Annotated in this window: 15 protein-coding genes, 1 other RNA gene and 1 pseudogene; 5 read left to right on the top strand and 12 right to left on the bottom strand. The window is 37.7% G+C overall.

Annotated features, from left to right (window positions below):
* Positions 1 to 60: 60 nt before the first annotated feature.
* On the bottom strand, positions 61 to 10,833 hold the full coding sequence (locus ACF3OB_RS08685; protein WP_392447481.1) for an Ig-like domain-containing protein: 10,773 nt from the start codon (positions 10,831 to 10,833) through the stop codon (positions 61 to 63).
* Between the two features lie 483 nt (positions 10,834 to 11,316).
* Here ACF3OB_RS08685 and rnpB point away from each other — a divergent pair.
* Positions 11,317 to 11,615, top strand: an RNA gene (gene rnpB / locus ACF3OB_RS08680) — RNase P RNA component class A.
* A gap of 153 nt (positions 11,616 to 11,768) precedes the next feature.
* Here rnpB and ACF3OB_RS08675 read toward each other — a convergent pair.
* Positions 11,769 to 11,942 (bottom strand): hypothetical protein, encoded by a 174-nt coding sequence (locus ACF3OB_RS08675; protein ID WP_172914473.1) that lies wholly within the window; start codon positions 11,940 to 11,942, stop codon positions 11,769 to 11,771.
* A 419-nt stretch (positions 11,943 to 12,361) separates the two neighbouring features.
* On the opposite strand from ACF3OB_RS08675, the gene trmB reads away from it, so the two are divergent.
* The 4 genes and pseudogenes from trmB to ACF3OB_RS08655 all read left to right on the top strand — a co-directional run bounded on the left by trmB (position 12,362) and on the right by ACF3OB_RS08655 (position 14,724).
* Complete coding sequence (gene trmB, locus ACF3OB_RS08670) at positions 12,362 to 13,045, top strand: tRNA (guanosine(46)-N7)-methyltransferase TrmB (protein ID WP_392447479.1); 684 nt, start codon at positions 12,362 to 12,364, stop codon at positions 13,043 to 13,045.
* Positions 13,046 to 13,137: 92 nt separating this feature from the next.
* Positions 13,138 to 13,470 (top strand): hypothetical protein, encoded by a 333-nt coding sequence (locus ACF3OB_RS08665; RefSeq protein WP_392447477.1) that lies wholly within the window; start codon positions 13,138 to 13,140, stop codon positions 13,468 to 13,470.
* Positions 13,451 to 14,391 (top strand): annotated as a pseudogene (locus ACF3OB_RS08660) (glycoside hydrolase family 31 protein); the annotation flags it as partial. The gene ACF3OB_RS08665 and the pseudogene ACF3OB_RS08660, both read left to right, overlap by 20 nt.
* Positions 14,380 to 14,724, top strand: coding sequence for a hypothetical protein (locus ACF3OB_RS08655; RefSeq protein ID WP_392448777.1), 345 nt, complete (start codon positions 14,380 to 14,382; stop codon positions 14,722 to 14,724). The pseudogene ACF3OB_RS08660 and the gene ACF3OB_RS08655, both read left to right, overlap by 12 nt.
* Before the next feature lie 184 nt (positions 14,725 to 14,908).
* On the opposite strand, the gene ACF3OB_RS08650 is transcribed toward ACF3OB_RS08655, so the two are convergent.
* The 10 genes from ACF3OB_RS08650 to ACF3OB_RS08605 all read right to left on the bottom strand — a co-directional run bounded on the left by ACF3OB_RS08650 (position 14,909) and on the right by ACF3OB_RS08605 (position 25,313).
* Positions 14,909 to 15,871: a type I phosphomannose isomerase catalytic subunit gene (locus tag ACF3OB_RS08650; RefSeq protein WP_042344253.1), complete on the bottom strand. Its 963-nt coding sequence runs from the start codon at positions 15,869 to 15,871 to the stop codon at positions 14,909 to 14,911.
* A 63-nt stretch (positions 15,872 to 15,934) separates the two neighbouring features.
* Complete coding sequence (locus ACF3OB_RS08645; RefSeq protein WP_095894436.1) at positions 15,935 to 16,891, bottom strand: YARHG domain-containing protein; 957 nt, start codon at positions 16,889 to 16,891, stop codon at positions 15,935 to 15,937.
* 11 nt (positions 16,892 to 16,902) lie between these two features.
* Positions 16,903 to 17,541 carry a DUF2306 domain-containing protein gene (locus tag ACF3OB_RS08640; protein WP_392447475.1) on the bottom strand — a complete coding sequence of 213 codons (639 nt, stop codon included), beginning with the start codon at positions 17,539 to 17,541 and terminating at the stop codon, positions 16,903 to 16,905.
* Positions 17,542 to 17,630: 89 nt separating this feature from the next.
* A complete protein-coding gene (gene clpX / locus ACF3OB_RS08635; protein ID WP_042006651.1) occupies positions 17,631 to 18,863 on the bottom strand; it encodes an ATP-dependent Clp protease ATP-binding subunit ClpX in 1,233 nt (410 codons plus the stop codon).
* 69 nt (positions 18,864 to 18,932) lie between these two features.
* Positions 18,933 to 19,592, bottom strand: a complete 660-nt coding sequence (gene clpP / locus ACF3OB_RS08630) for an ATP-dependent Clp endopeptidase proteolytic subunit ClpP (RefSeq protein WP_095911862.1) — start codon at positions 19,590 to 19,592, stop codon at positions 18,933 to 18,935.
* A 316-nt stretch (positions 19,593 to 19,908) separates the two neighbouring features.
* Entirely contained in the window at positions 19,909 to 21,246 is a 1,338-nt protein-coding gene (tig, locus tag ACF3OB_RS08625; protein ID WP_392447474.1) for a trigger factor, read from the bottom strand.
* Between the two features lie 152 nt (positions 21,247 to 21,398).
* The gene (locus tag ACF3OB_RS08620) at positions 21,399 to 22,736 is read right to left on the bottom strand and encodes an NAD(P)/FAD-dependent oxidoreductase (protein ID WP_392447472.1); all 1,338 of its coding nucleotides are present in this window, start codon (positions 22,734 to 22,736) and stop codon (positions 21,399 to 21,401) included.
* Between the two features lie 66 nt (positions 22,737 to 22,802).
* Positions 22,803 to 23,132 carry a 2Fe-2S iron-sulfur cluster-binding protein gene (locus ACF3OB_RS08615; RefSeq protein WP_042009553.1) on the bottom strand — a complete coding sequence of 110 codons (330 nt, stop codon included), beginning with the start codon at positions 23,130 to 23,132 and terminating at the stop codon, positions 22,803 to 22,805.
* A gap of 1 nt (position 23,133) precedes the next feature.
* A complete protein-coding gene (locus ACF3OB_RS08610) occupies positions 23,134 to 24,234 on the bottom strand; it encodes a sugar-binding protein (RefSeq protein ID WP_392447471.1) in 1,101 nt (366 codons plus the stop codon).
* Positions 24,235 to 24,260: 26 nt separating this feature from the next.
* Positions 24,261 to 25,313 carry an NAD(P)/FAD-dependent oxidoreductase gene (locus tag ACF3OB_RS08605; RefSeq protein ID WP_042343702.1) on the bottom strand — a complete coding sequence of 351 codons (1,053 nt, stop codon included), beginning with the start codon at positions 25,311 to 25,313 and terminating at the stop codon, positions 24,261 to 24,263.
* Between the last annotated feature and the right edge of the window lie 51 nt (positions 25,314 to 25,364).

Genomic DNA, 25,364 nt, shown 5'->3' with positions numbered 1-25,364 from the left:
TGTTAATGATGAAGCAGTAGGCAACAGTATTTTCCATCACCTACTGCTTTATTATAATTATTACTTCTTAATATACAACCAACTTCCTTTCGTATGTTTCTTGTTGTTGTTATCGGTGTATTCAATGATATAGTAATATGTACCTTGTGGCAATTTCTCAGGAGCTTCAATCGTCACTCGTCCGTTTGAAATCGCTCGGAATACTCTATTAACATTATCATAGCCCTTCGTCTCAAATACCTTAACTCCCCAACGATTGTAAATACGAACCGTATTATTAGGATATCTCTCTATACCTTGAATATGGAAGTAATCATTCAATCCATCTCCATTTACAGAAATACCATTGTGAGGAATTACATCATTCAACACCGTTATCGTTACTTTAGCTATAGAACAGTTACCCATCGTATCGCAAAGCTCATACTCGAAACTGTCTACTCCTGCATAACCTCGGTTAGGTGTGTAAACAACCTCATCATCCGACGGAGCATTAGTCGTTCCATTGTTATTGATAACAACCATTCCGTTTTTAGGTTGCGTAACAATGGTCAAAGTTCCTTGCGTAGGCACATGCTCATCATTAGATACTACTTTAACCGTAACAGGTGTATCAACTACCGTCTGTTCAACATCATCTTTCGCTACTACAGGTGTCGTTGGAGTTGTTACCTCTGTAACTACTATCGTTACTGTAGCAGTATCGCATGTAATCGTTCCTGATTTTGTACAGATGCTATAACCTATCGTATACGTTCCCGTTGGCGTACCTGACGGCACCATAACATTTCCTGTTACAGGGTCTAAGTTCGGTACGATTGTTCCTGTTGGGGTTGACGTTACAGTTATCGTTACATCAGATGTTGTTGGTGTTTTTGCACCAAGCTTGTCGTTATCCAATACGTTTCCTACTGTTTGCGTGTTGGTCGAAGTCGTGGCTGTAAACGTATCTGTATTCGCTGTAGGCGTAGCTACAACTCCTTTAACCGTAATGTAAACCGTAGCTTCATCACATGCCTGTGGAGTTCCACTATCACAAACTCTATACGTAAAGGAGTCTGTCCCTACAAAGTTCGTAGTCGGTGTATACGTAAACGTACCATCTGTACTCAAACTCAACGTTCCATTAGAAGGAGTTGTTACCACTGTAGTAGTTACTGTATCGCCCTCTGGGTCGGTGTCATTATTCAACACATTTCCTACTACTGCTACATTAACATCCGTATTGTAAGCATCGTCATTAGCAACTGTAATATTAGTTGTTGTAGATACCACAGACACATGTACTCTCGCTGTTGCACAAGTAGACGTTACATTACCATCACAAATGATGTAAGTGAACTCATCTTCTCCTACAAAGTCTGTTGTTGGTGTATATGTGAATGTTCCGTCAGCATTCAAGGCAACTGTTCCATGAGATGGATTCGTATGTTTCGTTACACTGAAAGTATCTCCTTCTGGATCAAAGTCATTCGACAACACGCTTATCAAAACACCTGTATTTACTTTAGTAACAGCTGTGTCATCATTCGCAACCAAACTATTGATTCCTTTCGGTAATACTTGGATACTTATCGTAGCTGTTGCACATGCCTGCGGTGTTCCGTTATCACATACTTCATACGTATAAGATACCGTTCCTACAAAGTCTGTCGAAGGAGTAAACGTATATCTTCCGTCTGCGTTCAACACAAAGGTATGTCCTCCTACTGTATTTGTTTGTATTGTCCATACTTGCGTATCTCCCTCAGGATCTAAATCGTTCGTTCCTACGTTTCCTGAAACCGGTGTATTAACATACGTATTGTTAATATCATCTTTCGCTACGGTCGTATTTGTTGGTGTTACTACCTCCGTAACTGTAATCGTTACTGTGGCTGTACTACAAGTTACTGTACCTACTTTTGTACAAATCTCATAACCAATTGTATATGTTCCCGTTGGCGTTCCTGATGGTACGGTTACGTTTCCTGTCGATGGGTCTAATATCGGTACGATTGTTCCTGTTGGAGTTTTCGTTACCGTTATTGTTACATCAGATGTCGTTGGTGTGTTCGTACCGATTTGGTCGTTGTCCAAGACATTTATTACAGTTCCACTTTGAGTCGTCGTTACAGTGACTACATCATCAGTAGCGGTGACTACCGTAGGGGTCGTTGGAGTTGTTACCTCTGTAACTATTACAGTTACCGTAGCTGTGTCGCAAGTAATCGTTGCTGATTTTGTACAGATTCTATAACCTATCGTATACGTTCCCGTTGGCGTACCTGATGGTACTGTAACATTTCCTGTTACAGGGTCTAAGTTCGGTACAACCGATCCTGTTGGGGTACTCGTTACAGTTATCGTTACATCAGATGTTGTTGGTGTGTTAGTACCAAGCTTGTCGTTATCCAACACGTTTCCTACTGTTTGCGTGTTGGTCGAAGTGGTAACTGTAAACGTATCTGTATTCGCTGTAGGCGTAGCTACTTGCTTCACTGAGATGTAAATCGTAGCTGTCGCACATGCCTGCGGTGTTCCGTTATCACATACTTCATACGTATATGATACCGTTCCTACAAAGTCTGTCGAAGGAGTAAACGTATATGTTCCGTCTGCATTCAACACAAAGGTATGTCCTCCTGTGGTATTTGTCTGAGTCGTCCACACTTGGGTATCTCCCTCAGGATCTAAATCGTTCGCTGCTACACTTCCTGAAACTTGAGTATTTACATAAGTAGTTCTAAAGTCATCCTTCGCTACAGTCGTATTTGTTGGTGTTACTACCTCTGTAACTGTAATCGTTACTGTGGCTGTACTACAAGTTACTATACCTACTTTTGTACAGATCTTATAACCAATTTCATACGTTCCTGATGGTGTTCCTGATGGTACGGTTACATCTCCTGTCGATGGGTCTAATATCGGTACGATTGTTCCCGTTGGGGTTGACGTTACCGTTATCGTTACATCAGATGTCGTTGGTGTGTTCGTGCCAATTTTATCATTATCCAACACGTTAACTACAGTTCCACTTTGAGTGGTCGTTACAGTTACTGGGTCGTCATTAGCGATTAACACTGTTGGTGTTACTACCTCTGTAACTGTAATCGTTACTGTGGCTGTACTACAAGTTACTATACCTACTTTTGTACAGATCTTATAACCAATTTCATACGTTCCTGATGGTGTTCCTGATGGTACGGTTACATCTCCTGTCGATGGGTCTAATATCGGTACGATTGTTCCCGTTGGGGTTGACGTTACCGTTATCGTTACATCAGATGTTGTTGGTGTATTAGTACCAATTTTATCATTATCCAACACGTTAACTACAGTTCCACTTTGAGTGGTCGTTACAGTTACTGGGTCGTCAGTAGCCGTGACTACTGTAGGGGTTGTTACAGCTGTAACTACTATCGTTACCGTAGCTGTGTCGCATGTAATCGTTCCTGATTTTGTACAGATGCTATAACCTATAACATACGTTCCCGTTGGTGTACCTGATGGTACCGTAACATCTCCTGTTACAGGGTCTAAGTTCGGTACTATCGCTCCTGTTGGGGTTGACGTTACCGTTATCGTTACATCAGATGTTGTTGGTGTGTTAGTACCAATTTTATCATTATCCAACACGTTAACTACTGTTCCACTTTCTGTGGTCGTTACGGTGACTACATCATCAGTAGCGGTGATTACCGTAGGGGTTGTTACAGCTGTAACTACTATCGTTACCGTAGCTGTATCACAACTTGCATCAGCTGAAGCTACTCCCAATGGGCAAATTTCATACGTAATGGTGTAAGTCCCTGATGGAGTCGTTGAACTTACTGTAACATTACCCGTCGCAGCATCTAATATCGGTGCATTTGGTAATGGAGATGGCGTTACACTTGTAATGCTAACCGTACCCACTGTGGCTGGACTACCATTAGCGGTATCATTACTCAATACATTGCTAACCAATCCTCCCGTTGTAGAAGTTACAGTATAAACATCATCATTAGCATCTATAAACGGAGGTACTACTACTATTACTGTTGCTGTATCACAACTTGCATCAGCTGAAGCTACTCCCAATGGGCAAATTTCATACGTAATGGTGTAAGTTCCTGATGGAGTCGTTGAGCTTACTGTAACATTACCCGTCGCAGCATCTAATATCGGTGCATTTGGTAATGGAGACGGCGTTACACTTGTAATGCTAACCGTACCCACTGTAGCTGGACTACCATTAGCGGTATCATTACTCAATACATTGCTAACCAATCCTCCCGTTGTAGAAGTTACAGTATAAACATCATCATTAGCTTCTATAAACGGAGGTACTACTACTACTGTTACTGTTGCTGTATCACAACTTACATCAGCTGAAGCTACTCCCAATGGGCAAATTTCATACGTAATGGTGTAAGTCCCTGATGGAGTCGTTGAACTTACTGTAACATTACCCGTCGCAGCATCTAATATCGGTGCATTTGGTAATGGAGATGGCGTTACACTTGTAATACTAACCGTACCCACTGTGGCTGGACTACCATTAGCGGTATCATTACTCAATACATTGCTAACCAATCCTCCCGTTGTAGAAGTTACAGTATAAACATCATCATTAGCATCTATAAACGGAGGTACTACTACTGTTACTGTTGCTGTGTCACAACTTGCATCAGCTGAAGCTACTCCCAATGGGCAAATTTCATACGTAATGGTGTAAGTCCCTGATGGAGTCGTTGAACTTACTGTAACATTACCCGTGGCAGCATCTAATATCGGTGCATTTGGTAATGGAGATGGCGTTACACTTGTAATACTAACCGTACCCACTGTGGCTGGACTACCATTAGCGGTATCATTACTCAATACATTGCTAACCAATCCTCCCGTTGTAGAAGTTACAGTATAAACATCATCATTAGCTTCTATAAACGGAGGTACCACTACCGTTACTGTTGCTGTATCGCAAGTGTCTGCAACTACTTTTGAACAGATTTTATAAACAATAGTATAGGTTCCTGCTGGCGTACTCGGAGGTACAATGATATTACCTGTCCCTGTTTGAACACTTGGAACTACAGCTCCCGTAGCCGGTGTAACAATAAAAATATCTACATTGCTTGTACTTACTGTTCCGCTGGTCATGGTGTCATTACCTAACACATTACCTGCCACCACTGGTGTAGTGGTCGAAGTTGCTGTAACAGGATCATCAACAGCATCAATAGTACAAGTGTTGCTTACCACGAAAGTTGTAGTAGCCGAACATGTTCCGTTGGAAACCGTCATCGTATAGGTTGTTCCTAAAGCAAAACCTGTAATGGTCGCCCCTGTATGGGTTACCGCTGCATCACTAAATGTGTAAGTATATGTAGCTTCATAGTTAGCAATAGTTGCTGAACCTGCTACTAAACAAGTCGCATTAACTACGGTTACCATTGGAGTTGGAATAGCAGAAATTACTACAGAAACACTTGCTCTTCTACTTTCACAAGTCCCTTGGATTACTGAAACTTCATACGTATTTCCATTTATCAAGTTATCAGTATCCGCAAGAGGTGATGATGCTAAATAAACTCTAACCACTGACGGATTTGTTGGATTCACACTGTTTTTCAAATTCAATACAGTAGGTGAACCACAGAACGCCCCTGAAATTGACGTTGGTGCAGGTGCTGGATTCACCGTAACAACTACCTCCTGTGACGCTGTACATCCGTTAGAACGTGTTACCGTCAAAGAATAGGTGAAAGTTGTTACTGCTGTCAATGGTGTCCCTGTATACTTGAATGTAGGTACTTGGATATCCGCATTTGAAAGATAGTTCATATTACCTGCAGTGGACGAAGTCCATTTATAAGATGTATAAATTGGAGCTGCTGCATTGTAAGCAAAAACTGCTGAACCTGTTTCGCAAACGGTCAAATCAGTTACCAAACCTGTTATGGGATTAGGCACTGCCAATTGAATATCCGACATATCACACAAACAACTATTACTACTACCTTCAATGATAGCACGAAGCCTACACACGTTTTGTTGTGGAATGTCCAACGAACCTGTTAAATTAACAGAAGCTCCTGCGTTGATAGTGGTTCCTGTAAAAGTTATTGTTCCGACCTTATTATCGCCCGTACCCACCATTGAATCGAAAACAGTATCTTCATAGAATGAAACTACTAAGTCTCCTGTATAACTTATTCCACTTGTATTTTTTACATCAAATTTGAATGTTACACGCTCTTTTCCTCCCTGTGCAGCTGCGGTTACTGACACATTTTCAATTTGGAGTGAGGCTCTCTGTGATTCTACTTTGACTTGTTTTGTTGCTGATGTCAAAGTCGTAAGCACTGGACAAGTAGTGCCATCTGCAGGACAAGCTATATTAGTTGCTTGGTCAACAGTGTAGTATTCGATTTGCCGTTCTATTCCACAATCTGTTGCTGGAGTACCTGCTTTTTGTCTGACACCAACTTGATATTTAAACCAATTACCGTGAGCCATATTTGGTATTGCAATTCGATACTCTGTAGCTCCCGATGCGGTTGGTGTTGAAGTTGCAGCTAATGAAGTAGATAACGTAGACGGATTTGCTTCCACTTGGTTGTATGACCCTGGAACGATTTCGTACCCTGATGGAATACGAAGTACCACATAGCCTCCTGTTCCAATACTTCCCAAACCTGACTGTGTAACTGCTTGGTGCCTACCTTCATAAATAGCACTCGCCCCTGTAACACAATTATTTGCGTTACCATTTTTGTATATCAAGGTGTTATCCATACGGTAAGTCATTGCAGCTACCCCGTCAATACTTGCTGTAATGGCGTTGTCTCTATTTCCTTGCAAAGCACCTCCACACGGATTTTGCCCCAATACATGCACCCAGAACGAAGATCCTACATTGAAATCACAATTAGGTCGTACGTTGATGCGTACACGTATTTGTCTGTCATTTTCACCTGGATGAGTTTCTGTTCCATAAAGATATGGTGTCAAGTTATATACCCTCGCATTTTCACCGTCAACTACTTCGTTAGTTCCCACAACAGTATTTGTTATAGTACTGTCATATGGGTAGAAATACTGCACTTCTGCAATATCAATACCATCTTGGGTACTGATTGCCAAACGAGGTGATACTACAGCTCCTAAACCTCCACTGTTAATTTCATACTCATACCAGTTGTCTCCACACATTCTTAGTTTTCCGACAGCCTGCTCACCTGTTTCAGTGCTATTAGGTGTAGCCTTACGTTTTAACTGTACTAAACTATTTTCGTTTTCTAAGCTATACGTAACAAAGGTATTTGGCAAACCGCTACATGTACCTGCATGCTCATAGCCTTGTGAAAATTCAGCACAATTCCAACCTGAATAAACCGTCATTGTTGCACTGGCACAATTGATTAGGCGTACCTTTAAATTATAGGTTTTACTTGCACCTACGGCTAAACCTGCAGCTTCTAAATGGTACATTTTCTGCCCTGAAATGGTTGCTATATGTGTCAATGTTGTAGTACCATCAAGTAAACCAACTACCTCCACTCCAGAAACATCTGGGATCGAAATCCAAGTGTACGGTGCTGCACTACCTCCAGTACTTTTAAGTGTAAGCCCAAGAGTACGCACCTGATCCGTCATTTTAACACTTACGTTAGTCAGAGGTGTGAGTGTTATTGCTGGTCTATTATTGAATACTATGGGGTATGTGTGTCCTTCAGGGTCAGGTTCATTGTCTTTATTATTCATAGGCACCAAAGGAGCTCCTCCTGGCGACCCTCCGTTACTTGCTAAACCATAGTGATAGTAATAATCATAAAACTGACCTTTTATGTTTGCTTGTTCTGCAACAATCCCCGAACCACAAGTTGCCTGAACCCAAACTCTTATATAGTCACCATATCCATTGTGTACTGATATCATCCCCGGTAATAATTTATATTTTCCACCTTCAATAGGATTTTCGTATCTGTACTGAATATTATCCCCTTCCACACTGGTCTGCACATCTGCAATTGGAATAGTGATAGTTTTTTCCTCAACTGTTCCTACTGAATTAACTACAGAACGTCTATAATCTACGGCGGTAACTTTATACGTTTTAGGAAGCGTAAATGTGAATTCTTTTATCAAACGCCCCGGACGATGTTCTCCTATGTAATATTTCCCTCTACTATTAAATCTTCGTGAAAGGAACATCATATTGGATCCTATATTAGTTGATGAACAACTATTTACATTATAAGGATTGGTTTGATCCCAGCCATAGGTATTAGCAACAAACATCTCTGGTGAACGAGTCGTACCACAATATTTCTCAACTCCTCCCTCATACATAAAGAAATAAGTTTGTTCTGTCATCCGCAAGTCTTTTGCAAACTCTAAGGTATGTGGTGATGGTAGTTTTACCAAGTTTTTATCCACTTTGAAGATTGCATATACCTCGAATTTATCCCCTTGATTCAAAGGTTGTGTGTTTAAATTTAAGGCATTCGTGAAATTCCAAAGAATTTCCCTTTTTGCAGGGTTATCGGGTGTTTCTGTACCAATTAATGTTGTACTTGTCTGCACATCGGATATCGGAATGGTAACACTCGTCCCCGAACGCACACCGCTGGTAAAGGTAAACTGAAGACTTACAGGAGCCACAAAAACCCCTCGGGTCAATTTTAATTTATAATACAAATTATTGGCTTGACCCCGTTTTTGCTCTCCTTTGGCTCGTAGCTCAATTTCATCCAAATACAAAGCTCTTCGAGAAGACTGCTCTTGAGCCTCGGTCAACGGATTTGCATACGTAAGCCGTGTGGTCATCGTCTCGTCTGTCCACCCTAATGAATTTTCCGTTCTTCGTGCAGTAACTTCCCTCAACACAGGTCCATTGTTGGAACAATCGTCGTCACAAACAATTTGGACTGTCTTGGTAAAACAACGTAATTTTAGTTCACATTGCTGAGGAGTGTTGTAGTCGTCTATAACAGAAAATCTATACGTAATTTGTTGTGAAGAAGTAGCTGGACATTTAGCTTTTACCTTCAAACGCAAATGTCCTAAAGTATGGTGTATGGCAGTTATTTTTTTTCTATCAGGTGAAATAGTTAGTTCCTGCGGAGCTATAGCTGCTCCTGCTGGATAAGCCTGTGCATTGTAAAATTTAACATCTCCAAGCTCAATTCCATCTGGAATTATAGCTTCAATTTTATAACGTACACCGTAGGTCGGTGTCCCTGCTTTGTGAGTTTGTATAAAACTAACATATTCCCCAAAAGAAATTTGAGCATCCGAATAGTCATCTCCTAGATACAAGACTGGTGGAAAATAAGCTGTATCTGTCAGATAAGAACGCTTATACAATATCTGAAATCTACGAGAATTCTTTACTGTTTGAATTGCATTTGGAGTTGTTTGGTCATACCGCACTCCACAGCGTTCTGTATAATACACGAAAGAATTGTATTCCAAGTGAAAATTTGCAGTAAAAAAATCTTCACCAGCACAATCTGTCTTAGGGAATTCCGCATTTTTCATTAGGTCAAACTCAATATGCAGAGTTTGCCCTGCTCCCAAATCATCATATTTACCATCGCTATTCAGATCCTCTAACCCTCCAGGTCCATCAGGATCACTGTTCAATGCTGATAAATTAACATCAAACACACGGTCAGCCCCTGTTAAAGTTGGACTAGGATGCGTAGTCGCTACCAAGGCACCGGCTGGTAAAGGAGTTGCCACTTGTGTTGCCGGGTTGATGATTCTTACATTGGCAGGTTTGAACGTAGCTTTCTGATTATATCGCCCCATTTTTGCCAAACGTATCACAATTTTATCCGCATCGGCCCCACTACCAACACCATCATTTCTATATGCTGCTCGTATGGTTCCTATCTTTTCTCCGATAGCAGCACAATATCCCTTATCCCTTGTGAAATAGGTTAGGTTATTATCGTTTACAAAGTTAATATTAGCGGTTCCTATAGTTTTTTGTATGGTACGTTTTGAGGTATTCCCTGTACCATTGGGTTGAAACTGAGCCGTGTCCGTACCCCAGTTCACCATATAAGTAATTTCCTTATCGCCAATAATGCAACGCTCGGTTATGGTGTATTCTTCATTAATAAGGAGTTCTTGTCCATTACTCAAACCTGCAGGTACCGTTATTTTAAACAGTTTCTTTTGAGCTGTTGAAGCTGTCAAAGGTGTCAATTGAGTTCCGTTATGCGAAATTTTATGGTAGCTCGTACCTACTGGGTATTCTACCGAGAAGTACACGTCTTTTGCAATACCATTTCCACCAGCACGCAATTTAAAAGTGGTTGCATTAACTCCTGTTAAAGGATTTAAATTAGGTTGCAAATCAGTACCTGTGGGTACTGAAAGTTGCGGATACTGATAACCGTAGGTAGGTGTATCCTTTTGTGCAGTTGCTCCCCCTTGTGTTACCTTGATTACATCCTTCATCTGCGTTCCATTAATATGGTTATGATGCGACGTAGGAGATAGTACACGTATATAGGAAAACTTTACCTTTGAATTGGCAGTAACGCCCGTCACTTGAAACGTCACAACCGAAGTGGTAGCATTCAGCGAAGTGATAGTCCCTACTCCTTCGTTGTTTATTTGACCATTCTTGATGGTTACCCCCGCAGGCAAAGCTACTTCAATAGAAGCAGTTCCCGCATTAGTGAAGTCAATCTCAATGGTGGCTTTCCCCCCTTCGAAATTTTTCTCTACAATCTGATATCCATCAGCAAATTCATTTACTAGATTCTTGATATCAATCTGTCCCGTAACTTGTTGTATTCCTAAAAAAGAAAACAACAAGACTACTAAAAGTAAACACTTTTTTTGCATAATTCTTTAGTTATTATATATTATTGTCCTTCTAGAACGGGGCAAAGTTACGATTTTTTGTAACATAAAGATATAATTTTATCGAAGTAACATATCTTTTAACGTTAAAATAATTTTTTTTTAACTTTTCTTTTAGTACATTTTGCTCCGCACGGTATTAGCTTTTAAACTTGCAATTATTCGAACTCTATTTGTACCTTTAAAATCTCACTTTCTATCTTCTTTTTAACTTTTATCATAAAAATCTCATTTTGATATTATTTGCGCTTCAAATTTATTGGAATAGAACAACAATACCTTGTATTCAGCTATTAGCACCGAACCAGATACTTGAGTAGCAATTTTTCTAAAGTATCTCCTCTGTCTTTTCCTTTGAAGAAATACTGTACACTAACTTGTTCTCAATAATACCTAGTCTCTCTGTATATATGTCAATGCAGATTCTATTGTGTATTTTCCATATATTTTATACTTTTGCCCTTGAGAGCAAATCGGCTTATCGCTATTTATAGAGGAAAGTCCGGACACCATAGAGCAGCATAGCGGGTAACGCCCGTCCGTCGTAAGGCGAGGACCAGTGCAACAGAAAGGATGTACAATACGGTTGTAGTGAAATCAGGTAAACTCTATGCGGTGCAACGCTATGTAAACCAGCACTTGAGGGCGGCTCGTTCGATGTTGGAGGGTAGGCGGTTTGAGTTTACAAGTAATTGTAAATCAAGATAAATGATAAGCGTCTTTACAAAAAGATTACAGAATCCGGCTTATGATTTGCTTTTTAAATAAAGAAAGGCTATTCGATTTATTTTCGGATAGCCTTTCACTAGTTATAATTCAGTATGAAGTAGGATTAATACAACTCTCCCCTGTTTCAATTTCGTCTTTTAGCTATTGGAGAAATGTTAAAAGATTAGATCAAAAAATACAATCGCACCTTAGTAGATACCTACATAAGAAACTCCTGCTGCCACTTGAAGAGAAGTACCTTCTTCAAAAGCATTTGGGCTTTCCTTCGTAGGGTCAACAATATATACTTTCCGCTTTGGCTTCCTCCCTATACTGGCGTACGTCAATAGAAAAAAAAGAAAACGAATGTATATATTATTCATCTAACTGATTTTATTCTCAAATTAATGATTTACAATTACTTACACTAATGATTTAGACTAAATCGGTGCAAATATAAAAAAATATTTTTATGTAGAATGAATTTAAATAAAAATATTAACCTAAAATCAAAATAAATCCACTCTCTTGAGGTATTTTCCTTTAACGGCCATTAGGAGCATTATATTTGAAAAAAGAAATGAAATTATAGAAAAGTTACACGAAAAACAGATATAAAATTTCTCAAATATTCTTTTTTCTGTATTTTTGCCTCTTGAATTATAAGATTATTAACCTGCTGAAAAATCACATTTTAGCGATCTAAAAAATTAATATACAGAAGAATAAATCCGTTACAACCTTTATAATTCAAACGAAATAATCATTTCAGACATCCTTATTCAATCTAAAAAATATAGCTGTGGGAAGTAAAAATAAACTAAAACGCTTCAAAGAGAACGAAACTTTTTCAAATGTACTGCAACCTAAACGGGATGAGCTACTTGCCGAATCCTTCGCTTTTAAAGGCAAATGGCATCAAGAATATTTTAAGAATAATCTGCCAATCGTATTAGAATTGGGGTGTGGTAAAGGAGAATATTCTATCGGATTAGCAAAGAAAAATCCGAATAAAAATTTTATTGGTATTGATATTAAAGGAGCTCGATTTTGGCGTGGTGCGAAAACTGCTATTGAAGAAAACATACCTAATGTAGCGTTTTTACGCACACAAATTGAACTTATTGAACATTGTTTCGCTCCTGGGGAAGTGAATGAAATCTGGATTACGTTTCCTGATCCACAAATCAAATATAAACGCACCAAACATAGGCTTACAAATATGGATTTTTTAAACCGCTACAAAAACATACTTTCATCGGAAGGTTATATCCATTTGAAGACGGATAGCGAATTTATGCATGGATATACCCTAGGACTGCTTCATGGATTGGGACATGAGGTGGTTTATGCAAATCATAATATCTACAACAGCGATGGGGTTCCAGCAGATGTGACAGAAATTCAAACGTTCTACGAGCAGTTTTATCTATCTCAAAATAAACCGATTACTTACATTCGATTTAGAATAAAAGATAACGTTTAAGATTCAAAAAGTATAATCACTTAATTGTTAATCTCTATTGACTAAAACCACCCATCACTTCCTATTATTTGGTCTAATAAAAAAGAATAAAGATGATAAAAAAAATTTCCAGTTTGATTAGTCTCTTTTGCTTAACGTTAGTAGTTTCAGCACAAGAGCAGAAGGAAATCAACCTGCTCACAGGTGAAAAATGGTGGGGTGGAGCTACCAGCTTTGGTAATTCAATGCCTTTTTCACAAACGAAAGTCATCGACTTGCGAACTCGTAATTTCAACAATCAAACTGTCTCCCTTTTTGTGTCTAACAAAGGGCGCTATCTTTGGAGTGAAGCACCAATGGAGTTTCAATTCACAGAAAATCAAATTAAAGTAAAAACCACACGTGGAAAAATTGAACTAGGAACTGGTGGAAAATACCCTCCGTGAGGCTTATCTGGCTGCCTGTAACAAATACTTTCCATCATCAGGAAAAATCCCTCCTGAACTCTTCTTTTCAAAACCTCAATACAACACGTGGATTGAACTAGTTTACAACCAAAATCAAAAAGATATCCTAAATTATGCCCGAAATATCGTGAAAAACGGTTTTCCCGCAGGTATTTTGATGATTGACGATAACTGGCAGAAATACTACGGGAATTTTGAATTTCGTCCAGACAAATTTCCTAATCCTAAAGCATTGATAAATGAACTCCACAAAATGGGATTCAAAGTTTTACTGTGGGTTAGTCCCTTCGTATCACCTGATTCACAAGAATTTAGAGACTTACAGCGTAAAGGTTTCCTTGTAAAGAAAAAAACAGCAAATACGCAGCCTTATTACGTTGGTGGAATGGATTCAGTGCTTGTTACGATTTTAGTAACCCCAATGCTTTTGATCATTTTACCCAGATACTCAAAAAGATGCAAAAGGATTACGGCATCGACGGATTTAAATTTGACGCAGGTGACCCAGAGCGTTACCTCGAAGAGGAGATTGATGTTTTTGACAAACAATCATTTGACGTAGAACAGACTTTCCTCTGGGCAAAACTCGGTTTGGAATTCCCTTATAACGAGTATCGTGCTTGTTGGCAAATGGGAGGGCAACCTTTAGTACAACGCTTGGGAGATAAAACGTATTCTTGGGATGGCGTTTCGCGACTCGTCCCTGATATGATTGCTTGTGGACTCCTTGGATATGCTTATACTTGTCCTGATATGATTGGAGGAGGTGAATTTTCTAGTTTTCAAGGTATTGACCCTACAAAATTTGACCAAAGTTTGATTGTTCGTTCTTGTCAGATTCATTCAATGATGCCAATGATGCAGTTTTCGGTAGCTCCTTGGCGAATTTTGAGTAAAGAAAATCTTGAAATATGCTTGAAATACGCAAAATGGCACGAACAATTAGGCGATTATATATTACAACAAGCTAAAAAATCTGCTAAAACAGGTGAACCTATTGTTCAACATATGGAATACGCTTTCCCGAATCAAGGGTTTGAAGATTGTAAAGACCAGTATATGCTGGGAGACACCTATCTGGTAGCTCCAATAATGGAGAAAAGTAATGTCCGAAGTGTAAAACTTCCTAAAGGAAAGTGGAAGGATGACAAAGGAAAGGTATATAAAGGTGGTAAATCGTACAAATTTACTGTTCCTTTGGACAGATTATTATGGTTTACACCTGTGAAATAGTTTTTTGATATTATCCAAAAAAGAGTGTAAGTTAAAGAGTTATTTAGCTATACCGAAGCATTAGTTAAATTTTCGTTTTTTAAGTTCTATAAATTCTCAATAACTCTCTGACTTACACAAATTGCTGTATGCAACCTAATTTTTTCCCTTACGAATATTCACTTTGAGATTCGTACCCTTTCTATCACAAAGAAACTTCTAAAAGTTCAATGCCTGATGTTTTCACTTGTAACGTATCACAAACTGCGGGGAAAAGCACTGTTTCTCCTTGATTTATAGATAGTTCTGTTTTTCCATCAGAAACTATTCCACTGCCTTTTACACACATGTAGATGTGAAATGAGTCTTCCGCTCCAATTTTCTTTTCAAAATCTTCCGAAAGACTTAAATAATGGGTAATAAAATAAGGGCAATCGACCATTTTATTGGTCGTATTCTCTGATTTTGAGTAACTTACTTTAAAATCATCTTTCTTCTGATAATCAATAGCTTCCAAGGCTAATTCGGTGTGAAGCTCACGCAAATTACCGTTCTTGTCCTTACGATTGAAGTCGTACACGCGATAGGTAATATCACTTGTTTGCTGAATCTCAGCTATGATTATTCCTCCTCCAATGGCATGAACTTTACCCGTATTGATGAAAAAAGTATCGCCTTCGCTCACCTCTTCGTAATTCATAATATCAGTAAGTGTACCTTCTGTGAGGTGTTTCTGATATTCTTCTTTGGTTACATCTTTATTAAACCCTACAATGAGTTTTGCACCTGGATCGGCTTGCATAACGTACCACATCTCAGTTTTTCCAAAAGAATTATGTCGTTTTTTTGCCAAATCATCATTAGGATGTACCTGAATTGATAAATCCTCACGAGCATCAATGAATTTTATCAAAATTGGAAAATCTGTACCAAATCTTTCATAGACATGTTTGCCTAACAACTCATTCGGATATAAATCAATCAACTCCTGCAATGACTTATCTTTGAATTCGCCATTCGCCACCACGGAAATATCTCCTTTGACTGCTGACACCTCCCAACTCTCGCCTGTGATATCGGTTTCTATCGGTTTATTAAACAATGTTTTGAGCTTAGTTCCTCCCCAAAGACGTTCTTTTAAAATGGGTTTAAATTTTATTGGATACATATTATTTATTGATATTGTTGAAAATTAATTACTATAAGCTAATCACTAACTACTATTCTCTACTTACCTACCAAAAGTATCATAATGATCTTCGGCATATTTTATCATACGATTCAGCAGTACAATATTCTCCTTTTCCAACACTGAAAGCTGATCATCAACATTATCAGAAACAGGAATATACCAATCTGTCATTTCAAAAAAGTAACGGTAAGTTGCTTTCTTGAACGAATATCCATGACGTGCGTAAACTGAATTTCGAATGATTTCCAAATCTAATTTTTTAAGATTCTTCAGATCTTTTTCGGTCAGCTTTTGCGTTGAAGCATTTATTTCAAAAATAAGTTCTGAAGCAACACGATACCCGACATCTGAGTAATTCTCTTCCTCTCCCTCTTCTGTGTCCGAATCAACAAAACTATCTATAAATTCTTTAGGGCTTGACCAATCTATCAAATCCGTATCCCTATCCAACATCAAATTAGGATCATATGCAAAAACTTTTCTCTGCAAACGCAATTCTTTTTTGGGAATACGTACGTTTTTCTTTTGATAAACTCGCCAAACTCCCACTATACTGTCATTTTTGAGTTGTAATTCAAACTTTCCATCGGTTTTGTCATCTCCTGGTTCATTAAGGATAAAAACGTTAGATGTTTTGTCATACGTTCCAACAAAGGGTCGCTGATTTCCTCCCGTGATGCTATGCCCATAAACCGTATCATTGATTATTCTATTGAATTTCAACGATATTTTCTTGTTATAGTCACCATATTCTACTCTTGAATAATTAATTTCTTCATCATTTTCAGGAATCATAAAATCGCCCGAATAAATTCCGTACAACTCAGGATAGTGTTCTTTTGCTAAAGCCTCTCTTTCTGTAACTTCAGGCAGTAGTCTTTCTATCTGAACACCTGCATTTTCTTCTGGATTTTCTTGTTTTTTATTCTTAGGAGATTCATTACATCCTATTAACACAAAAAAAGCCATGAAAAGGATTAAATAACATTTTTTCATAATCGTATTTTTTAAATTATTTTCTTCCAAATTAAGTATTCTACTAAAATAATGTTAGGCAACCATCCCAACCAAGCTATTATTTGATAAGTATCCATCGGAGGTAGATGAAACAAGTAAACTATAACTACTTTCCACATTCTCAGAGTAATAGCTGACAAGGTAAGAGCAAAACTTCGCCACATCCAATGTTTATGCTTGATAAATTTCCCTCCTCTTGCGGTTCTATACGCCATAAAAGTTGTCCACCACCAAAGTATTCCTAAGATAAGAAAAGAAATTACGGAATAAACATTTCCATTAGCATATATTCCCATATAAATACCTGAAGGAGCGGCAAATAGCAAAAGTAGGATAACGTATGCGCTTCCTGTCCAACGATGCAATTTAGCAATACCAAAATTTTTACGTAGAATGGCTAAAAATCCAAACAGAAGGATAAAAATACTCGTATAGACATGCACATAAAAAATAGGCAAATACATCGAATCTGCGTTCACTTCGGTCTGTTTTATCATCAAAAAAGCAACATCCGACCGAATCGGAATATAAAGCCAAGTGATTTTCAGCATAAGCCAAAAGAAATAGACAAATGCAACAATCATCAAAACTTTAAGCAACCCTGTTATGTTTCTTTTGAATGCTAACATCCTGATTCGAAATATTCCTACAAAGGTAATGAAAAATGTTATAGATAATAAAAAAACTCAACACATTTTTTTGCGTTGAGTTTTCTTGTTTAAGATGTTACTTGCAATCCTGATTTATCTAATTTTTCTTTGGCATAGTCCTTGGTGACAACCAACTTCTTTTTGTTGGAACTTGGCAGCTCAAACATCGCATCGGTCAGGATACTCTCACAAAGCGAACGTAATCCTCTGGCTCCCAACTTATATTCGATTGCCTTTTCGACAATAAAATCTAAAGCTTCTGGATCAATACTGAATTTGATACCGTCCATTTCAAACAGTTTTTGATACTGTTTTATAATAGCGTTCTTAGGTTCGGTCAATATCATTCGCAAGGTTTCTTTATCCAAGGGATTCATATACGTCAGCACAGGCAAACGCCCTATAATTTCTGGAATTAATCCAAAATCTTTCAAATCCTTAGGAATAATGTACTGCATCAAATTCTTTTTATCAATCTGAGTGTTTTTTGAGGTGTTATATCCTACTGCTTGCATATTCATCCTCTTCGATATGATACGCTCAATACCATCGAAAGCACCTCCTGCAATAAATAGTATGTTCTCCGTATTGACCTCAATGTACTTTTGGTCGGGATGTTTGCGTCCTCCTTTAGGTGGAACATTTACCACTGAACCTTCTAAGAGTTTCAACAAACCTTGCTGTACCCCCTCCCCCGACACATCGCGCGTAATAGAGGGATTATCACCTTTACGAGCAATTTTGTCTATCTCATCAATGAACACAATACCTCTTTCTGCTTTAGCCACATCATAATCTGCCGCTTGTAACAAACGTACTAAAAGGCTTTCTACGTCCTCACCCACATATCCTGCCTCGGTAAGTACCGTAGCATCAACAATTGCCAAAGGAACGTTTAACAACTTAGCTATGGTTTTCGCTACCAACGTTTTTCCTGTGCCAGTTTGTCCAACTATGATGACATTACTCTTTTGTATTTCTACGTTATCGTCCGTATCGGGCTGTTGCAAACGTTTATAGTGATTGTATACTGCCACAGAAAGAATTTTTTTTGTAGCATCCTGTCCAATGACGTACTGATCAAGAAATTCCTTAATTTCCTTAGGTTTTTTTAGTGTAATCAATTCATTTTGGTCTGCTGTTTTGACATTTTGAAAATTCATTTCCTCCAAAAATATGCCGTGAGCTTGTTCGATGCAATGATTACAGATACGCGCATCTAATCCATTGACAAGCAATTCAGTTTCCGACTCAGGACGACCGCAAAATGAACAAAAATTATCTGATTGTTTTTTAGCCATATTATCTTTCTTTCAAGTTGGTAAATAGAATGGAAGGCGTATGCCGAACACCAACCAGAGTTTTTAAATTTATTTTCTAACCAAAACCTCGTCAATCATACCATACTCCTTAGCTTCTTCGGCTTTCATCCAGTAATCGCGCTCAGAATCTTTATACACTCGTTCAAATGGCTGCTTCGAGTGAGTAGCGATGATTTCATACAACTCATTTTTGAGTTTTAACATCTCTTTTAGGTTGATTTCCATATCAGTAGCTACTCCTTGAGCTCCTCCCGAAGGTTGGTGAATCATCACTCGTGAGTGTGGTAATGCCGAACGTTTTCCATCAGCTCCTGCACACAAAAGTACCGCTCCCATAGAAGCTGCCATACCTGTACAGATGGTAGCTACATCAGGTTTGATAAACTGCATCGTATCATAAATTCCAAGACCTGCGTATACACTTCCTCCTGGTGAATTTATATAAATCTGGATGTCTTTGGAACTATCAACACTCTCCAAAAACAACAACTGAGCTGTTACAATATTGGCTATATGGTCATCAATACCCGTTCCCAAAAAGATGATTCTATCCATCATAAGACGAGAAAAAACATCCATTTGAGCAACATTCAGTTGACGTTCTTCCATAATATAAGGCGTCATACTTGATATGATTTTATCATAGTAAAGACTATTTATACCATGTTTTTTAGTAGCGTATTTTTTAAATTCTTTATTGAAATTCATAGGTTTATGGATTTTTATTATGTTTGTACGGAAAGCTCTTCAAAAACTCTGCCGTATGAAGTATTTTATTTTTATTTAGTAGAATAACGTTTTCTGTAGTAATATAAAACGCTTAACCTCAACAGTATAACCGCATATGCGTGGTGAAAAACAAACTTATAAAACTGACAAAATGACAACTAAAGTCAAATTTCGAGATAATCTCCCTGTTTGTTGAAATGTGTGCAAGACGGTAATAAAATTAAAGATAATATATTACGATGAAAAGGCGTTAAACCAAATTTAACGCCTTTGTATGTCAAAACACTAATAATTTCTATGCCTCGTCTGTTTTGTAAACTTCTTTGATGAACTCATCGAAAGTAGCTTTTTTAGTATTCGTTTTTACATTAGCTTTGTAAAACTCTAATAGTTTGTTCAATACTAATTGCTGATTGATGCGTTGTATTTCCTCTTTGTTTTGTAAGATTTTACTTACAATTCCATCTATGTACGAATCATCATCAACAGGCATTCCGTATTGAGCCAATTGATTTTTTACATAACTATTAGCATAGTCCTTCAACTCGTCAAATGTAGGATGCAAATTATTGTCTCCTAATATTTTACCTTCGATAAGTTGATAGCGAAGTCCTTTTTCTGATTTCTCGTATTCAGCGTCAGCTTCCTCCTTTGTCAATTCTTTTTCACCTGCCGTACGTAACCATTTTTTCAAGAACTCTGCTGGTAAATCAAACTGAGTAGTGTTTACCAAATAGTCTGTAACTTGGTTTAGAAAATGCTGATCTGCTTGTTCTGTATATTGAAATTGAGAATTTTTCTTGATTTCTTCACGTAACTCAGTCTCTGATGTTACTGTTCCTGCGGGAAACAACTTATCGAAAAGCTCTTGATTCAAATCAGCTTCCTCACGAACATTAACCTCTTCGATTGTGAAAGTTACCGTAACGTCCAAGTGATGCACATCATCATGTGACACTTTCAAAAAGTGCATCAAATCGTGCTCATCATTAAACAATCCTTTGGTTTGCAGTTGTAACTGATCTCCTATCTTTTTACCTACAAACACTTTTCGGTTATCAGCACTCAAGGCTTCCAACTTGAAAGTTGCTTGATTATCAATCTTTTTCTCTTCGTTAAAAAACGATCCTGTGATTTCAATATCGTTTTGATCCAAAATCTCGCCTTTTGAAATCAATTTTCCAAATTGCTTACGAATACGCTCCACTTGACGATCAATAAGTTCATCTTCAATTGAGATTTCATATCGAGTAATACCGTTTTGAGGCTGTAAATCAAGCTCAAATTTAGGAGCTAAGCCTACTTCAAATTCAAAAGTAAAGCTTTCAGCATCCCAATTAAAATCTTGCTGTTCCTTTGGAAGTGGATTTCCTAAAATATCTAATTTTTCCTCAACAATATATTTGTTCAATGAATCCTGCAATAATTTATTTACCTCATCAAATAGAATTGCTTTTCCATATTGTTTTCTAATCATTCCCATAGGAACGTGTCCTTTTCTGAATCCAGGTACATTTGCTGTTTTTCTGTAATTTGTAAGCACTTTTTCTACCTTATCAGCATAATCATCCTTTTCAATAGCAACTGTAATCACAGCGTTCAAAGCATCAATTTGCTCTTTTGTAATATTCATTTTTTAAAATATTTAAGTCTAAAAAAATTCAGTTCGCAAAGGTAATATAATATATGGAAACTAAAAAATTTTTGAATTATTTTCTTTCCTCGACAGATTCAACTGGCAAATGCAATTTTATTTTACAAAACTATAAAATAAACTCTTTTTTTTCATCCTTGCAAAGCTTCGGCTATCAAATAACCTCCTGTCCAGGCATTTTGGAAGTTGAAACCTCCCGTAATCGCATCTACGTCTATGACCTCTCCTGCCAAGTATAAATTTTTTAACATCTTACTTTCAAACGTTTTAAAATTTATTTCAGAAAGAGCCACTCCCCCTGCTGTGACAAACTCTTCTTTAAACACGGATTTTCCATTGATTACAAACCTTGAAGATGTTAGCACTTCGGACAATGAATGCAAAGAAGTTTTGTTCAAATTTGCCCAAAGTATGCTATGCGAAACACCCACCCTATCTAACAACCTTAACCACAATCGCTTAGGAAGATTAGGAAATGATGTGTTTTGAAGCATTTTCTTAGGTTGCGTTTGTTTAATTTCCTGCAAATATTGCAGAACTTCCTCTTTACTAGGTTGTTGCAAGTCATTACATAACCAATTGACTTTCAACACACAGCGATAATCACACTCTGCTAAAACTCTGGCACCCCAAGCCGATAGTTTTAATATGGCAGGTCCACTAAATCCCCAATGAGTGATAAGCAATGGAGCTATATTTTTGATTTTTAAAGATTTATCATGTATGTCATACAAAGAAACCTCAGCAGTAGTCGATATCCCTGCCATGTCTTTTATAAAGTCATCGGAAGTGTTAAATGTAAACAGAGATGGCACAGGGGGAACTATCGTGTGTCCTAATTTTGCCAATAAATTCCATATTTTAGGATTACTTCCCGTAGTAATAATCAGTTTTTCAGCACGAAAAATACTATCAGATGTTTTTACTTCCCAATATGCATCTTCTCTATAGAAATCAATCACATTATGAGAGTTAAACAACTCAATACCAAGACATTTCACTTGTTCTAAAAAACAATCAATAATACTCTGTGAAGTGTTTGATTCTGGGAAAACACGTCCGTCTGCTTCTGTTTTGAGTGCTACTCCCCGACTCTCGAACCACTCAATAACATCACCACACATAAATCGACTAAAAGGGCTAAGCAATTCTCGTTCACCACGTGGATAATTCTTTACCAAATTTTGAGGAATAAACTCGGCATGCGTAACATTGCACCGACCACCGCCTGAAATACGCACCTTGGACAATACCTCTTTCCCTTTCTCAAGAATAGCAATTCTATAGTTTGGATTTCGCTCAGCACAGTTAATAGCTGTAAAAAAACCTGCAGCTCCTCCACCAATAATTACTATGTCAAACTTCTGTACATTTTTCAAAATATCAGACGTATTTTTCTTAAAACGTTTATTATTAACAATAAATTTTCTGTCATTTCGACTGATAAAGCAAAAAACTCTGTCGTACATTTGTATTCACTGAAAAGAATATAAGTGCATGACAAAGTCTTCTTTTTATCTAATTTCTGAATCTGATTACGGATAGGGAGCCAGAATAACCTCTAATCCATCAAGTTGCTCTGTGATAGGAATTTGGCATCCTAAACGGCTGTTTTCCTTGACATGATATGCCTCAAAAAGCATCGCCTCCTCATCAGCAGACATCTCAGGAAGAGTTACATCATTCTGTACATAACACTGACAAGAAGCACACATTGCCATACCTCCGCAAACGCCTATTTCACCATCCTGTGCAATTTCGTAAGCCCTCATGACTTCCATGAGATTCATATTCATATCCGTAGGAGCTTGTAATTCAAAAAGAACCCCTTCCCTATCGGTTATTTTCAAGGTAATATCACTCATTTTAGTAGTATTCTATTTTGCGTGTTCTAATTTTGGAAGGCACCTTATTTTCGTATAGAACAACTTCTTTCCAATTTCCGAATTTGTCAAATGAATATTTGTACTGATGATCGAAATCAGGAGTTCTATGCAAAATCAACAGTCCATTTTTATCGAAAACTTTCTTAGAGACAGTCTCCGTTTTAGTCTTAATAACCTCGGTTTCACCTCCTGAAGATGCGTAAGCCAAATTTGTTTCCATATAAAAATCTGGATCATCAATGGCTGTACATATGGACTGAACTAGCTTTCCTTTTTTGTACTTATAGACGCAAATAGTTACTTGATCATCCTCATTGGTAAATTTAGATTTTACTAAATATCCCTCTTTATCATACTCATTTTCAACTCTTAAGAATACACCGATATCTGGATAAAGTTCTTCGGAATGAGTTACTTTATTAGCTTTGTTATAACGATAATGTTTTTCCTTTACATACTCCGGGCGTATTTTCTTCTCCAAAATAAGATTTTTCTCTTCATACTCTTGGATGTCTTTTTCTAACACAGAAAGACTGGCTACTTTATTTTTTTCGATGCAATTTCCTAAGTCATCATATTTGAATGTTGTTGTCAAAAGCCATTCACCTCCTTCGTTTTCATCAATTTTGACTAACTGCCCTTTCTCATTATAAAAATATCCTTTGTCAACTACCAAATCTCCATCATCGGCAGTAAAAATTGTTTTACTTCCAATCACTTTTCCCTTTTTATCGTACTTGAAAGTCATACCTCCAAAAGGAACTCTATCAGTGAAATAGGTTGTTACACTCATATTTTTACCTGTCCTATCAAACGTATAAGCAATATTGGTTTTAGAATATTTGGTTTTATCACGTTCAATATTCCAATCTTCTGTTAAAGGAATAAGTTCATACTTTTTACTATCAACTGTCTTTTTCCCTTCTTTGTCAGGTTCTAAAGAATACGAATAATCTTGTACTTGCTTTATATTTCCCTTCAACTGCAAGGTCTTGGTGCTTATCGTGTCTATTTGTCCCCAAAGCGACACCGTGTTTGTCATAAAAATGACGAACATGATCAAGTTTCTCAATCGTTTCATCTCTCCTATTTTCGTTTTAATTCCTACTATTCTATTGATTTAACTACGGCCTTCTCAGCTTCTTTTCGACTTCCGTCAAAACCATCTACACCTGACACAGTGGTGTATTTAAGTACATATTTTTTACCTGGGTTGAGTCGATTGTAAACACTTTGACACATTAATGTTGCTTCATGAAATCCACAGAGAATTAATTTCAATTTGCCTGGATAGATATTAATATCTCCTATGGCGTAAATACCCTCTACATTGGTTTGATAATCTAAAGCGTTATTCACTTTAATGGCATTTTTCTCAATTTCTAAACCCCAATTAGCAATAGGGCCTAATTTAGGCGTCAATCCAAAAAGCGGAATAAAATAATCCGTTTCAACCTCTTGTCGATTTCCCTCAACATCCAACACCAATGATTCTACTTTACCTTTTCCTTTTATTTCAACCACTTCACAAGGGGTAATCAGATTGATTTTCCCTGCATCTTTTAATGCTTTTACTTTCTCTACCGAATCCAAAGCTCCACGAAATTCGTTACGACGATGAACCAACGTAACTGATTTTGCTATATTCGCCAAGTAGATACTCCAATCCAAAGCCGAATCTCCCCCTCCCGCAATGACTACACGCTTCCCTGCGAAACTTTCGGGATTTCTAACAAAATATTCCACCCCTTTTTCTTCATAATCAACTAGATTAGCTAACTCGGGCTTACGAGGCTCAAAAGTTCCTAATCCTCCTGCAATGGCTACCGCCTTACCTTTAATTTTGGTTCCTTTATTGGTTGTAACAACAAAAGTTCCATCCTCATTTTTATCAATGGTTTCTGCTGTTTCCGACAATGTAAATTCAGGTTGAAATTGTTTAATTTGCTCCATGAGATTATCTACCAATTCACCTGCCCCAACGCTTGGATAACCTGGTATGTCAAAAATCGGTTTCTTAGGATATAACTCCGCCAACTGCCCTCCTGGCTGTGGCAATGTGTCAATCAAATGACATTTCATTTTCAACAACCCAGCTTCAAAAACGGCAAAAAGCCCAGTAGGACCTGCCCCTATAATGATTATATCGGTTTCTTTCATTCTATCTATGTTTTTTTTCTCAAAAACTGTGCAAAAGTATTATTTTATTAC

It is taken from the genome of Capnocytophaga canis (assembly GCF_043187445.1).
In the GTDB taxonomy this organism is placed as follows: Bacteria; Bacteroidota; Bacteroidia; order Flavobacteriales; family Flavobacteriaceae; genus Capnocytophaga; species Capnocytophaga canis.
Note: the sequence above shows the minus strand (reverse complement) of the source record. Positions and strands in the feature narration are given on the sequence as shown.

Coding starts and splice junctions, on each gene's coding strand:
- ACF3OB_RS08610 (WP_392447471.1), bottom strand. CDS start 24,234: ATGAAACGATTGAGAAACTTGATCATGTTCGTCATTTTTATGACAAAC.
- ACF3OB_RS08605 (WP_042343702.1), bottom strand. CDS start 25,313: ATGAAAGAAACCGATATAATCATTATAGGGGCAGGTCCTACTGGGCTT.
- ACF3OB_RS08675 (WP_172914473.1), bottom strand. CDS start 11,942: ATGAATAATATATACATTCGTTTTCTTTTTTTTCTATTGACGTACGCC.
- clpP (WP_095911862.1), bottom strand. CDS start 19,592: ATGAATTTCAATAAAGAATTTAAAAAATACGCTACTAAAAAACATGGT.
- clpX (WP_042006651.1), bottom strand. CDS start 18,863: ATGGCTAAAAAACAATCAGATAATTTTTGTTCATTTTGCGGTCGTCCT.
- ACF3OB_RS08645 (WP_095894436.1), bottom strand. CDS start 16,891: ATGAAAAAATGTTATTTAATCCTTTTCATGGCTTTTTTTGTGTTAATA.
- ACF3OB_RS08685 (WP_392447481.1), bottom strand. CDS start 10,833: ATGCAAAAAAAGTGTTTACTTTTAGTAGTCTTGTTGTTTTCTTTTTTA.
- ACF3OB_RS08620 (WP_392447472.1), bottom strand. CDS start 22,736: ATGTACGACAGAGTTTTTTGCTTTATCAGTCGAAATGACAGAAAATTT.
- ACF3OB_RS08665 (WP_392447477.1), top strand. CDS start 13,138: ATGATAAAAAAAATTTCCAGTTTGATTAGTCTCTTTTGCTTAACGTTA.
- ACF3OB_RS08615 (WP_042009553.1), bottom strand. CDS start 23,132: ATGAGTGATATTACCTTGAAAATAACCGATAGGGAAGGGGTTCTTTTT.
- tig (WP_392447474.1), bottom strand. CDS start 21,246: ATGAATATTACAAAAGAGCAAATTGATGCTTTGAACGCTGTGATTACA.
- ACF3OB_RS08640 (WP_392447475.1), bottom strand. CDS start 17,541: ATGTTAGCATTCAAAAGAAACATAACAGGGTTGCTTAAAGTTTTGATG.
- ACF3OB_RS08650 (WP_042344253.1), bottom strand. CDS start 15,871: ATGTATCCAATAAAATTTAAACCCATTTTAAAAGAACGTCTTTGGGGA.